This window comes from Enterobacter cloacae complex sp. IR5450, assembly GCF_049238665.1.
GTDB lineage: Bacteria > Pseudomonadota > Gammaproteobacteria > Enterobacterales > Enterobacteriaceae > Enterobacter > Enterobacter hormaechei_C.
This window is the reverse complement of the sequence record NZ_JBMKIC010000013.1, coordinates 1-12,590: the sequence shown is the minus strand read 5'-3', so window position 1 is coordinate 12,590 and position 12,590 is coordinate 1. Positions and strand designations below refer to the sequence as shown.

Here is a 12,590-nt window from a genome sequence, read left to right as displayed (position 1 = left end):
CATATTATTTCTGTGAGCTCTTCCCCAACGGCAATCTTTCCCCTCAAGACCAGAATCAGACCGTAAAGCCTGCTCTTTCTGCATTTCCCGTCTTAACTCATACCATGTAGCACCAGCATTTCCTTCGCCACGCCAGAAAATCAATGTAGCCATTAACAACGCCGTGCCGGGGATGGGTCAACCCTGACGTACTTAACACCAGTCACAGGAGGTAATATGTCCAGCCCGAAACGCTTCCGTTTTACTAATCAGCTCATTAAATCCCTGCCCCCTAACACATCAGATTCACACAGCACCGATGCCGAATACAGCGATACCGAGATTTCTGGCCTGAAGTGTCTGGTCAGCAAAGGGGAAGGACGTAAAAAATTTTTGCTCCGCTACCTCTATCATGGACGAAAACGCGCCATAGCTATTGGTCACTGGCCTGAGGTAGATGTCACCTTAGCCCGTAAGATTTCCATGGAGCATAAACGCTCACTTGCCACCGGAACTGACCCTAAGCAGGAACGTGAAAACAAGAGACAAGAAATGACATTCGATGAACTCTTTAACCAGCATTATCTGGTATGGGCAAAATCTGCAAAACGTAGCTGGGGAAAGGATTTCCAGCGCTACCGGGATCATATCCGTCCCGTCTTAGGTCTAATGCTACTGAGTGATATCACACCAGCCAGGATTCTTCGCCTCCAGCAGACGTTAAGCATTTCACTGTCAGCAGCAACCTGTAATCGTGTCATCGTACTGGTTAAAGCGGTATTTACCTGGGCAGGAAGGCGAGGCATTACCTCTATCCATCCGGCAAGAGTGGTACAGCTTCTCAGGGAGAACAACGCCCGACAGCGCTATTTCACCGAGGATGAAATTCGTCGTATTTTTCTCTCCGCCGATGATGATACCAGCACCGTCGCTGCATGCTATGTCAAACTGCTGTTACTGACCGGCCTTCGTCGTGATGAGCTGCGTCTGGCTAAGTGGGAGCATGTTGACCCGGTTAAACGCACCCTGTGGCTCCCTGAAACCAAGAATGGCTATGGACGGATTGTTCATCTTAACTCACTGGCGATGGACGTAATCAGAACGCTGCCAACACAGCGTGGAAATCCGTGGTTGTTTATCGGTAAAAAACAAGGAATGCCGCTGAACAATCCGGTCAAAGCCTTTCAGCGTATCGTGCGACGGGCGGGAATTTTCGACAAAGAAGTGTGTATTCATACCTGCCGCCATTCGGTTGCGGCGCTCATCGTTTCCCATGGTGGAACGCTGTATGACGTTCAGGCGCAGTTAGGTCATCGCAGTAGTCAGTCATCACAGCGTTATGCGCACCTTCATCCTCAGCGCTTACAAAACACCAGCCAACTTCTGGCGGAAAGGATAACAGCTCAGCTACCTTCTTTGCGATAACTGAAAAGCAGAGGCAAATGCCCCTGCTTTTTTTGAGGGTAAACTCATCAATCAGAATGGGATGTATTCATAAGCGGTCTCATCCTCATTACTTCTGGCAAGATATCGGGCTTTATTGCGAGCCTGATCGATTGATAGTGTTGGTAATTCGCCAAGATAATCATAACGAACGTTACCTTTGAAAATATAACTGGCAAAGAAACGAATCTTTTCATTCCGGTTAATCATTGCTTTTAATTCAGGATACTCACTGTCTGTCACTTCCCTACAGATACCATAGAAATTGCATTTAGCCTGCGTCATGATAAGACCATAAAGCGTAAATGGTGGACGAATAGTTTCACAGCCTGTAATAGCGCCAGGAAAAAAGTGAGTCTCATTTAATTCGCAGAATTCAGTCATGGGGTTCCCCTTCTGTTAATTTATTCAGAATAATAAGTTTAAAGATAAGTTAGTTAACTACATTCAGATAATGCTTTAAGAAAAATTCAAATCAACACTGATAAACTCCCGCTTAATATGGTAGTAACACTTATCCATACCAGTAAGAGGACGCTTTTTGTAATGCCCTTTACTTTCTACCCGAAGAAGTTTTCGGCATGCCAGCTCCTTAGCGACTTCTCGAGCGCTTAATGAATGTTTCTGGCACCACTCTTCAAATACAGGTGCGAAGATTAAAAAATCCTCATTAGTATGGTGGATATACCCCCAGTGGTTTCCGGGTTTACGGCTCTCACGATCTTTCAGGCCGATGAAATGTGCCCCTTCCCTTTTTACAAGATCACGCTGAATATCAATCAATGCTTGCTGGACCGGGTTATATTGCACAGAGGTATCACTCAGCCAACGAACAACTATTTCCCAGACGGCGGTCGCAATTCGTTCCGGAGAGTAAGGCAAGATACCCAGTTCCTGCGCCAGCAGACCTACAGCCATTACGAAAGAAAAGCGTCGAAGCGCACGGAGTTGAAGATCCGTCAGGAGATACCCTTCATCAATCAGCTCAGCCAGAAGCAGGCCTTCACATTCTGATACCTTAGCTTTAACGGATTCATGTAACCATTGATAACTCACGGGAAGCCCCTCTTCATCAGTCTGAGAAAGCAGACTACGGAGAAAAGCGGGTCCAGCCGTCCCACAGAAGTGCTCAAGTCCCGACTTAAGTTTGTCAGCATGCTGACGAATAATTTCCGGCCCCTCTCCAGGGGCTCCGGCATCTTTCGGGAAAATCTGGAGATTGATAACCCGATGCTCATGACCGCCCTGCAGGTTTTGTTTTTTTTCTCGCAGCTTATGGGAAAATGATATCTCGCCGGAAGACACAAAGAACGAGTTCCACCTTAACGGTTCGCGCATCTCCTGCGTTTTATCCATACGAATTTTTGAGACACCGGATGTCAGGTTATAGATCAGGGAGGAAAGCTCTTTTCCAGAAAATGCTCCTAATTCATCAAGACATACCACGGTACCGGATTGTAAAGCAGCATGACTCTCGATACCGTTGCTCGTGGCATTCCACCGGGCAATGAGCGACGGGCCGTTACTTCCGGCATCTCCTCCATACCCGTGACACGATGCACTCAGTTGCAGCAGGATTGTTTTTCCTGTCGTGGAAAGACCATAGAAATGGAATATAGCAATATCCTGCCCGGCAAGCCCAAGCAAAGGGGATGCAAGAGAGAGCATGATGGCAAAAATTTGATAATCACCTTTTGCATGTTCAGCAATAAGTTCCTGCCACTGATCTAGCTCACCGTATTCCTTAATCCCTTCGGGGATACGCTTTACAGAAGCCGGGATAATATTTTCAAATCCGTCAAGGTCACAGAAAATAGGGGTTTTTCCGTGCAAAAAAGCGGCTTTCTTATCGATCATTCCCATAGATGGCGTCACCAGATAACACGGTAACTTCATATCCATGCACTTGAGAATGAATCTAATCAGTTCATTTTTACGAACAGGATCAATCGCAACGCCTCTGTGAGCGAGAGAGGCCATTACCCGATCAATATCGGCATACAGTTCATCCATTTTGATACGAATAGAAATAATCTTTCCAGCCTGATTCCTTGCAACAAGCAACAACTGCATATCAGACTGACTATCAGCAGAAAAGCATTTCGCATAAGGAAATACAGGTGTAAATGTAAACGGTACCGGGGCCTTACCTGAGAGTGAATAAAGCGCTTCTGCACTGGCTCCATAACCCTCCGGCAATCCCTCACGGAATACCATTTCGTTGATAACGGAAAGATCGATATCTTTATGTTGTGAAGCTTTTCTCAGCAGCTTCTTGACATCTGACCTGTCAGTTTTTTCACGATGCATATTTGACATAATTTTCGCGAGTGGTGAAAGCGCAGGTGGTAGCGTTGATAATGTTTTAGTTTCAATTGTCATTAATTCTGTCCTGTAAAATATATAACGGTATAAGCCATGTCCTGCTCTATGAATGTTTTCATTAAGTCATGTTTACAAGGTTCAAATCTGCCATCGCCCGGTTAACGGCTTCGTGGTAACGCGCCGGTGATGAGTGCAAGTAAAGTGACGTTACTTTGATCGTGCTGTGGCCCAGTAAGTCTTTGACGGTGTGAATGTCGGCCCCGCTCTCAATGAGCTTTGTCGCAAAGGTATGACGCATCTCATGGATGGTGAACGGTGGAATACCCGCAGCCTCACAAAGTCGTTTTTGCAGGCGACGCGGCTCAGCAACCGGATTGTCGGTCCCCTTGCCCGGAAATACCCAGCCTTCATCACCCAGATGCTGACGCTGTTCTGTCAGAAGAACGAACGCCTTATCACATACCGGTACACGGCGGAGTTTGCCGTTTTTGGTGTGGCGAAGAGTGATAACTTTGCGGCTCCAGTCCACATCCTCAAGGCGAAGATGACGGGTTTCCCCCAGACGCAGTCCCGTCAGGGCAAGGAACATGAGCAGAGCAAGGGCTTCATGATCGGGTTTACCATTACGCCAGCACTCACACACTTCCATCCAGCACTGAAGCTGGGAATCATCCATGGCGCGGCGATCTGACGTCACTTCAGGCAGCGCTTTGATATAAAGCGCCGGAGAGCGGTTGGTGTATCCCATGCGTATAGCCCAGGTAAACACCGCTTTAATGAGCGCCAGATGGCGGTTGCGGGTGGCTGGCTTGAGATCGAGAGCATACAGATAGCTCAGAATATCCGCCTCCGTCATACCTGCCAGCTTTTTGTCACCGAGAAGAGGGCGCAGGTATTTACGGATCTTAGAAAGGTCGGTGTTAGCTGAACGCTTAACGCCCGTGCTGAGTACGCTTTTCTCATACTCATCCACAAGCTCATTAAACGTCATTTTACTGTGAGTAAGAAAACGCTCACCGTAAGCCTCAACGGCGGTCTTGAGCTCCTGAATTATTTTAAAGGCATGCTCCCTTGCATCTTTAATTGAAATTTCCGGGTAGCCTCCTACGGCAACGTAGATATTCTTTCCGCGAATACTTTTGCGGACAATAAATTTAATGCGACCTGATGGATAGAATATTGCCTTAAGTCCGGTTAACTTCTTATCGCTGGTCTCGATTGTTTGTGCAGCTTGTACTGCACGGATTTTATATTCATCAAAAAGGGCTTTAGTAAAAACACCTCCAGTATTTTTAGGTGCAACCCCTGGATATTCTACAACATCAGATACTCCAGAGTCGGAATACCCCTGAGCTTCCACATCTACATTGAAGGAATTTTTATGAGCAGCTGTGATGCTCTTTTCATCCAGCACTTGCGTTATTTTATTTAAAGGGTAATTAACATTCATAATATGTACATGGTCCTCTGAAAATTCAGATGATAATGAGTAATTTAATATGTCGGCCAACAATGGGATAAGCTTATTTATTCGTGGCATCACTTTCAAGCCCATGAAAAATCAGCTCTTACATGCCCATTGACATTTAATACTCAAGTCAGAAAGACCATGATGATTCATCAGGAGTACTCCTGCTCAGGGAAAAGGGAAAATAGCGTTAAACCCTATAAAAAAATTGTGTTCCGGATGCATCGCCCAAAGTAAGTCAACTTTTGAGGCCCTGAAATAAGAAAATGGTAATAGACCCCACCGATTTTCGACTAAAAAACAACCCAATAAGGCATTTAAAATTAATGCTATTTAAATCAATAGATTAAAGTGATGATTTTGACAATATGCAGCCCAACTTAAGGGTAAATCAACCCTTCAACAATCAAAACCACACTCCATTAATTTTTATTATTGTGACAATCATCACATTTTACACCTGCGGGTGCTTTGATTTTGTACATTCACAAAGCTCACCAACCCCAACGACTATGAACGTAAAAAACCTCTTTTTATGCACATATTATTTCCATGTAAATCAATTCATTATGGAGATAATCATGTTCAAGCTCACGACACCCACCAGTCTTCCCCTTCTCAACCTGCCCGCCTCCGCACTGGCGGCCCTCAGCAATGAAATTCTTGGCCCCGTCGATGATATCGACCTGTTTACTGCTTTCTGGAACGAAACAAGAACCCTGCTCTGGCATCTCAACCACGACGACACTCTCCCCGAAGACCCGCTGCTGGCAGTGGCACTGGCTAACCCGGAATACGTCACCGCACTTGATGATGGCTGGTATCTCCTGCTCGGTATCGTCTGCGATAACGGACAGGGTATCTATCTGGTGTTCCCGGACACGACCGTTATCACTCAACTCCAGAACCTGATTGAGGCGCTGAACCATGAGTAAGAAAAAAGTCGCTACCGAAGCCGCCGTCACCGAAAGCTATACCGTGTTCTACAGGGGTGAAGCCGAGAAAATCAGTCCACACAGTAAGGGACTGCTGACGTATGAGCTGGGTAAGGAGGATGAAACCGGAAGCCTTGCCCTGCGTTTAACCGCCAATGGCGAAGGGGGCCTGTTCTCCCGTGAATGGATAGCGCTTGATGCGATTCACGCCATTCTGGAACAGCAGCCAGACAGCTTTCCGTCCCGTGTATTTCGCCCACTGTTTGGTCAGGGCAGCACCAATAACGCAGGGTTTCTTGCCGCTGTGCTCAGAAGTCCGGATATCTGCCTTATCGAAGCGGACAGCAGCAGACTCTTTATGCACCGTTGTTATGCCGACTGGCAACATCGTATGACGCAGCTTGCTGCGCTCAGTCAGGACTAATCCTCACTTTTTCTGTGTTCCGTTAATCCAAAATCAGGATATTCACTATGTCATCACCCGCAATATTGCAGGGCGGCTATGTGCTGCCTGTCTCCCGGTCATTCACCCAAATGCTTCTGGATATCGTCGCGCAAAAACCGCCTCATCGTCACCCCATCACCGGATTAACCATTAACTTTCGTGACCCTGAATACTCACCGGAAACGGGCGGCTGGCATCCGGTCGAAATACGCCTCACCTCTGCCGGAGAAGACTGGCAGCTCGATTACGTCACCGACTTTCACTATGCAGGGTATCCGTGGCCTGAACTTGAAAAAGATGTCGATGTGAGCTGGACGCATCAATACACGTGGCTTTCCCGCTGTGGCGATATCTCTCATGTCGACGCCCGTGAGTTCTGGTCGCTGTGGGAAAGTAACTTTATGGCTTACCACGATATGGGGGTTTTCACGGTCCGTACGTTGTGGGAAAGCTGAGTGTTCACTACGTTTCCCCCGCATCCCCCCTCTCCCCCGTAGTAAGGAACTGAATGTTATGTACCGGCTTCTGCTGCTGAACTTCGTGGATTCATTTATCGATAACTGCATTCTCTCCTGCGTCGATGAACCGGCTTACGGTGGTATCGTGCAGTGCGAACTGCTTTTTGGCCTTGCCGCACACAGCGGTATCTATGTGGGTAACGGCGATATTGTTCATCTTGATGGCGATGGAACCGTTATCAAAAGTAAGGCTAAAGGGTTTCTTGACCGGCTCGATGGCTGGAACTCCGCTATCTCGGTGTATACCGACTGTATGGGTTTGACGCCTCAGGGTTGTGCGCGGGCCGCTGAACGGGCAAAGGCGGCAGTGGGTCAGCACTATCCCTACAGCCTGCTCGACTTTAACTGCCACCGGTTTACTGCCCGCTGCGTTACCGGCGATTCGTGCCCTGATATCTGGCTTGCCAGACACCTCGATTCTTTTCAGAAAGGGGACCGATGGCGCGTATGGCAACGATGAAAGCCAGCCGTTGCAGGCAACGTGTCACCGGACAGGGAGAACGGCTTATCCGGCTGACCATAGCCCTGTTTTACGGTCAGACAATATCTGTTCGCTACATCATCCGGCAGTTTGACGTATCTCCCCGGACCGCAAGACGGGACCTCGCTCAACTGGCCTTTGTGCTGGAATCCGCTGGCCCTCACCGCTGGCGACTGGCTCCCTCGCTGAAACCCTGACTTTTTTCTCTGCCGGACATCTCCTGACCACCCCGTATGGCAGGCTGTCTCCGCTTTTCAATCCATAAGGGAACATGATGAAAATTTTAAAACTGTTAACCGCCACAATTCTGCTTTCAGCCTTCAGCCACAGCGCGTTCGCCGACGAGCAGGCTGACGCTCAGATGATAACCAACTCGACCTTCTGCGCGATGTACTCCACCCGCCTGACCCAGACCAGTGACAGCGGCCTTCAGGTAAAAGGCGTTAATCTCAATGCCCGCTTCAACGGCTCGGTATTCAACAAGGTACTTCAGGTGATGAACAAAACCTATGGCAGAACCTGGCTCGAATCAAATGCCCGTAACGGCAGCATGACCGCCATGCAGCTTTCGCAGTCGGAGCTGCTCTATAACCCCGAGTATGCCCGGCAGTGCGATGCCTTTGCGGATAAAGTGGAAAAGGAATGGCGCGGAAAGTAATCCCGACGCGTTATACCTCCATCCGGTGAACAGAAACCTGCTTTCGGGCAGGTTTTTTTTTACTTTTTTGTTTTTCAGGCGGACAAACCCTGTCCGGGGGCTTCCTTAAACTGTCAGGTCCAATATCTGCAATGAGGTGAAATATGGCTACCTACCGACACGACCCTGACCTTGAGTTTCTGCGCCACTGTCATCGTGACGATCTGGATTTACTGGTTTCTGTGCTTATCTGCGATCCGAAAGACGGACTGGCACGCATCACGGAAACGCTGACCTACGATCCTCAGTATAAAAAACACAAACCCAACCACCCGCGCTACTGGGATGCCATTGCCGCCGAGGTTCAGACGTTTGGGGCAAACAGCTTTGCCACGCTGCTCCGCTGGGGTAAAGGGGTGCTGTACCGGGAAATCCTTACCGATGCCTGCGATAAAATGAAGGTGAACTACAACAGCAAATCCAGTGTTGAAACCATTGAAATGAATCTGCTGATGAAGATCCTGGAGAAAAGCCTTGAGAAGATGACACCCGCTCAGCTAAAGACCGTGGCGGAAGAATTGCAGACAGGCTACAGCAATCCCACGCCGGAGCTGCTGACCATGGCAATCCAGGCGGGGATTAAAACATCCGGGTTTGCGGCCTATCAGATGGCACTTGTTGTCACAAATGGTGTGGCGAAAGCCCTGTTAGGCAGAGGGCTGACCGTTGCAGGAAATGCCATGCTGACGCGTACCATGGGCGCTTTTGCCGGTCCCGTGGGCTGGGTGCTCAGTTCTCTCTGGCTGCTGATTGATTTAGCCGGTCCCGCATACCGGGTGACGCTACCATCCTGCATTTTTATTGCCTACATGCGCCAGAAGCATCTTTATTCACCTGAGAATACTGACGTTTAGCACTTACATTTAAGGTATTCAGACTTTAAAAAACTTCAGAGGGCGGACAAATCCTGTCCGCTACTGCTGGCATCATTTCCCGGCTAAATTCGGAAATGATGTATGACGCTGATAACACAAGAAAACGAACATGACAGACTGGCAACCCGCCTTTCCATCATCCTGAGCCGTTTGTTTCAGGGTGAAAAGCTGCATATCGGGACGCTGGCAGAGGAATTTGGAGTGACGACGCGAACGCTGCGACGGGATTTCAACGTCCGTCTGACATACCTTGATATTGAACAGAGCAACGGCGTGTATCAGCTCGCCTCTCATTACTTTCGTCGCCGCACGGAACGGGATATGAAGATACTGGCGAGGTTGCTACATCTTGACCGTCTGTTACCCGCGATGGACGCCAAACTGCTGAGCCTTCTGCTTGACGGGGAGCATCCCTCGCCCTACAGGATTATGCTTCCGGAGCCGCGCCAGAAACCCACGCTGTTCGGTGATTTCAGCAGACTTACGCTCGCCATACTTAACCAGACCAAGGTGCGTATCAAAACCGACGAAAACGTCAGCCATACCGTTCATCCCTATCGTCTGCTTTGCAGCCATGCGGAGTGGTTTCTTGCCGGATGTACGTCATCGGGCGTGTTCGTTATCTCCCTGTCCCGAATCAGGCTGGTTGAGGTAATACCGGATACAACGTTTGAGATCGATAACACACTCATTTCGCTGATTGAACAGTCTGACTTTATGGAAGCCTTACCCCACATGAACATTATTCATCAGATAATGCATTACGGGAGTAAACAGACGAATAATCGTAATTAAAATCACAACATATTATTAGTGATGATTAAATCACATTAACATGATAAGTGAGAAAGTTATGATTATCGATAAAGAATACGCACTTGTAGATGCAACAGCAAGACTTAACACTGACCTGAGGGATTATGAACATGAAATAAACAACGCCGCCATTATAACATTTGGCAATGACCTCATTGAGGTAATCGTATATCAGTTCAGCTTTATCATCAGCATCAGGGCAGAGGGTGAAAAAATAAAGCACGGCCTTCTTGTTAACTTCGGTAAAAATATAGCAAGACAGGTTTCATCACTTTGTGCATCCGCAATGCGGGTCTACCCGAATGAAAAACACAAACCGAGCCGTCAGCTTTTCCACTGCATAAATTAGTTTGTGCAAAGACTGTACTACCGACACGCTTTAAATTAAAATAGGCCAGCTAATATAACATATGAGGTTTATGATGGCTGGCCAGTATGAAAAAGCAATAACGATAAAACAAGCGATAGATTCAATTAATTTACGCCACTATCTTCTGCCTGCAATTCAGAGGAAGTTCGTCTGGAGCAGCAGGCAGATATGTCTGCTGTTTGATTCCATCATGCGAGACTACCCGATAAACTCTTTCATGATGTGGGATATCCGTAGTGCCAGTATTAAAAACGATTACAAATTCTATGAATTCCTGAAAGAATACTGTCAGCGATTTAATGAAGAAAATCCCTGTGTAGCAACAAATGCTGGATTTCATGATTTCAAGGCTGTGATTGATGGTCAGCAACGTCTCACATCATTATATATTGGATTGTGTGGAACGTATGCGTATAAACAGCCCCGGGTGTGGTGGCCTTCGGCACAGGATGATCGCATCCTGCCGCCAAGAAAGCTTTACGTCGATTTAACAGCGCCACTTAATTCAGACGATGAGCTCATGATGAAGTATAACTTCAGGTTCCTGACCGACAAGCAATACACTGATTCACTTACAGACAACAAACATCACTGGTTCTGCCTGCACGAAATATTCAAATACGAGCAACATGATTCTCCTGATGATATTTTATTTAACGTTGTCGTACCAGAACTCGAAAAAAGAGGACTCATTTCCAGTGAATTTTCCAGAAAAACATTACTGAGACTTTATACAAAAATAAGAACTGAGAACATCATCCACTACTTCAATGAGAGCAGTCAGGACATTGATCATGTGCTGGATGTTTTCATCCGCACGAACAGCGGGGGGACAAAACTTGAGTTCTCCGACTTACTGATGTCAATAGCGGTAGCGCACTGGCAGGGGGATTTCAGAAGAGAACTGGATGAACTGACAAAAAATATTTATCAGAATAATGAAATGGGTTTTTATATTGAAAGAGACTGGTTCTTAAAAACCAGCCTGATGCTTATTGACTCTGACGTCCGGTTCAAAGTAAAAAACTTCACTTCAGAGGAGGTCGGTAAGATACAACAACAATGGTCTGAAATAAAATCCTGTATCAAGGAGACTTTTATTCTTATCAGGCGATTCGGCATCAATCCACAGTCTTTGATATCTAAAAATGCAGTCATTCCTGTGGCCTACTGGCTTTACAAAAAGCAAACCAGTGGACATCCATTATATACAACGATTAATCTCCTGAATAAGAACCACAATGAACGCTCAGTAATTAGCCAGTGGTTTTACATGGTACTTCTGAAAGGGATCTTTGGAAGCCAGGCCGATGCGCTACTCACGAGCATCAGAGATGTAATGAAAAATAGTCTTTCAGATATTCACTTTCCTCTTGAGAAGATTATTGACAGATATAAAGGCTCGAATAAGGACCTCAGATTTGACGACGAATACATCGAAAGCCTTCTCGATATCAGATATGGCGAAGGTCGTTGCCGCGCACTATTGCATCTTCTGTTCCCTGAAATGAATCCGACCGAGGTGTTTCATATTGATCACCTTCACCCAAGAAATCACTTCTCAAAGAAATATCTTGAAAAATTAGATTATGTTGCGAACTCACCAGAGAACCTCAGCTTTTATGAAAACCCGGAACACTGGGACACCATACCTAATCTTCATTTACTGAATCATTCTCAGAATATAAGTAAACAGGATACTTCCCTGAAACAATGGCTATCTCATTCATCAAACAACTATACGCCATCAATGTTGTTAGTTTCAGATGACAATATTGAGTTCAGTCGCTTCCCGGAATTCTACAATGAGCGAAGAAACGCCCTGAAGCAAAGACTGCTGAATCGGGTATTTCTTACAACAAAAATAGATTCATCACCATCCACAATGGATACGGATGAAGAAATTTTCACCGACTGAACGTTCAGCCCCGATAGTATTGGGGCTTCAGTATTTATCGTCAGCACAACGTTTCTACTGGCCTGACTGAAAGAGCGCTGCTTACACAATCGGGCAAACTGTAGTGGTCAACAAAGCCTGTCATCAATATGAAATTGCGATAAAATTGGGCCAATAAAAGTAGTTAAGAATCATACAACAGGATACAAAATGACAAGCCTTCAGCAGCGTGCAGAGCTACACCGTCAAATCTGGGCCATTGAATCGCCACGGATAATTTAGACACTTCCGAGCCGTTGATAATACTGGTTTTCATATTCTGTCGGTGACATCTGATCGCT

General features: G+C 46.8%; 14 protein-coding genes. 11 read left to right on the top strand and 3 right to left on the bottom strand.

The window, feature by feature from the left end; all coding sequences use genetic code 11:
* The first annotated feature begins 216 nt into the window (after window positions 1-216).
* Window positions 217-1,404 carry a site-specific integrase gene (locus ACOTYB_RS12085; RefSeq protein WP_032610113.1) on the top strand — a complete coding sequence of 396 codons (1,188 nt, stop codon included), beginning with the start codon at window positions 217-219 and terminating at the stop codon, window positions 1,402-1,404.
* Between the two features lie 51 nt (window positions 1,405-1,455).
* Here the strand turns inward: ACOTYB_RS12085 and ACOTYB_RS12080 are convergent, their stop codons facing one another.
* The 3 genes from ACOTYB_RS12080 to ACOTYB_RS12070 all read right to left on the bottom strand — a co-directional run bounded on the left by ACOTYB_RS12080 (window position 1,456) and on the right by ACOTYB_RS12070 (window position 5,302).
* On the bottom strand, window positions 1,456-1,806 hold the full coding sequence (locus ACOTYB_RS12080) for a hypothetical protein (RefSeq protein WP_032673100.1): 351 nt from the start codon (window positions 1,804-1,806) through the stop codon (window positions 1,456-1,458).
* A gap of 75 nt (window positions 1,807-1,881) precedes the next feature.
* Window positions 1,882-3,804, bottom strand: coding sequence for a DUF927 domain-containing protein (locus tag ACOTYB_RS12075; protein ID WP_220153335.1), 1,923 nt, complete (start codon window positions 3,802-3,804; stop codon window positions 1,882-1,884).
* 61 nt (window positions 3,805-3,865) lie between these two features.
* Window positions 3,866-5,302 carry a tyrosine-type recombinase/integrase gene (locus tag ACOTYB_RS12070; protein WP_223863123.1) on the bottom strand — a complete coding sequence of 479 codons (1,437 nt, stop codon included), beginning with the start codon at window positions 5,300-5,302 and terminating at the stop codon, window positions 3,866-3,868.
* 494 nt (window positions 5,303-5,796) lie between these two features.
* On the opposite strand from ACOTYB_RS12070, the gene ACOTYB_RS12065 reads away from it, so the two are divergent.
* From ACOTYB_RS12065 to ACOTYB_RS12020, 10 genes are all read left to right on the top strand, one after another.
* Complete coding sequence (locus tag ACOTYB_RS12065) at window positions 5,797-6,150, top strand: hypothetical protein (RefSeq protein ID WP_023337776.1); 354 nt, start codon at window positions 5,797-5,799, stop codon at window positions 6,148-6,150.
* On the top strand, window positions 6,143-6,574 hold the full coding sequence (locus ACOTYB_RS12060) for a hypothetical protein (RefSeq protein WP_052952423.1): 432 nt from the start codon (window positions 6,143-6,145) through the stop codon (window positions 6,572-6,574). Before ACOTYB_RS12065 ends, ACOTYB_RS12060 begins: the two co-directional genes overlap by 8 nt.
* A gap of 47 nt (window positions 6,575-6,621) precedes the next feature.
* Window positions 6,622-7,050, top strand: coding sequence for a DUF2787 family protein (locus tag ACOTYB_RS12055; protein ID WP_152044277.1), 429 nt, complete (start codon window positions 6,622-6,624; stop codon window positions 7,048-7,050).
* Window positions 7,051-7,108: 58 nt separating this feature from the next.
* Entirely contained in the window at window positions 7,109-7,573 is a 465-nt protein-coding gene (locus ACOTYB_RS12050; RefSeq protein ID WP_033488136.1) for a lecithin retinol acyltransferase family protein, read from the top strand.
* Window positions 7,561-7,791 carry a DeoR family transcriptional regulator gene (locus ACOTYB_RS12045; RefSeq protein WP_193227429.1) on the top strand — a complete coding sequence of 77 codons (231 nt, stop codon included), beginning with the start codon at window positions 7,561-7,563 and terminating at the stop codon, window positions 7,789-7,791. The genes ACOTYB_RS12050 and ACOTYB_RS12045 overlap by 13 nt, the downstream gene beginning before the upstream one ends.
* Before the next feature lie 74 nt (window positions 7,792-7,865).
* The gene (locus ACOTYB_RS12040) at window positions 7,866-8,252 is read left to right on the top strand and encodes a hypothetical protein (RefSeq protein WP_223870270.1); all 387 of its coding nucleotides are present in this window, start codon (window positions 7,866-7,868) and stop codon (window positions 8,250-8,252) included.
* Between the two features lie 143 nt (window positions 8,253-8,395).
* Complete coding sequence (locus tag ACOTYB_RS12035; protein WP_032610118.1) at window positions 8,396-9,145, top strand: DUF3944 domain-containing protein; 750 nt, start codon at window positions 8,396-8,398, stop codon at window positions 9,143-9,145.
* 102 nt (window positions 9,146-9,247) lie between these two features.
* Window positions 9,248-9,961, top strand: coding sequence for a helix-turn-helix transcriptional regulator (locus ACOTYB_RS12030; protein WP_103142986.1), 714 nt, complete (start codon window positions 9,248-9,250; stop codon window positions 9,959-9,961).
* Between the two features lie 58 nt (window positions 9,962-10,019).
* The gene (locus tag ACOTYB_RS12025) at window positions 10,020-10,331 is read left to right on the top strand and encodes a hypothetical protein (RefSeq protein WP_000582609.1); all 312 of its coding nucleotides are present in this window, start codon (window positions 10,020-10,022) and stop codon (window positions 10,329-10,331) included.
* Window positions 10,332-10,401: 70 nt separating this feature from the next.
* Entirely contained in the window at window positions 10,402-12,270 is a 1,869-nt protein-coding gene (locus ACOTYB_RS12020) for a DUF262 domain-containing protein (RefSeq protein WP_248250747.1), read from the top strand.
* The last annotated feature ends 320 nt before the right edge of the window (window positions 12,271-12,590 follow it).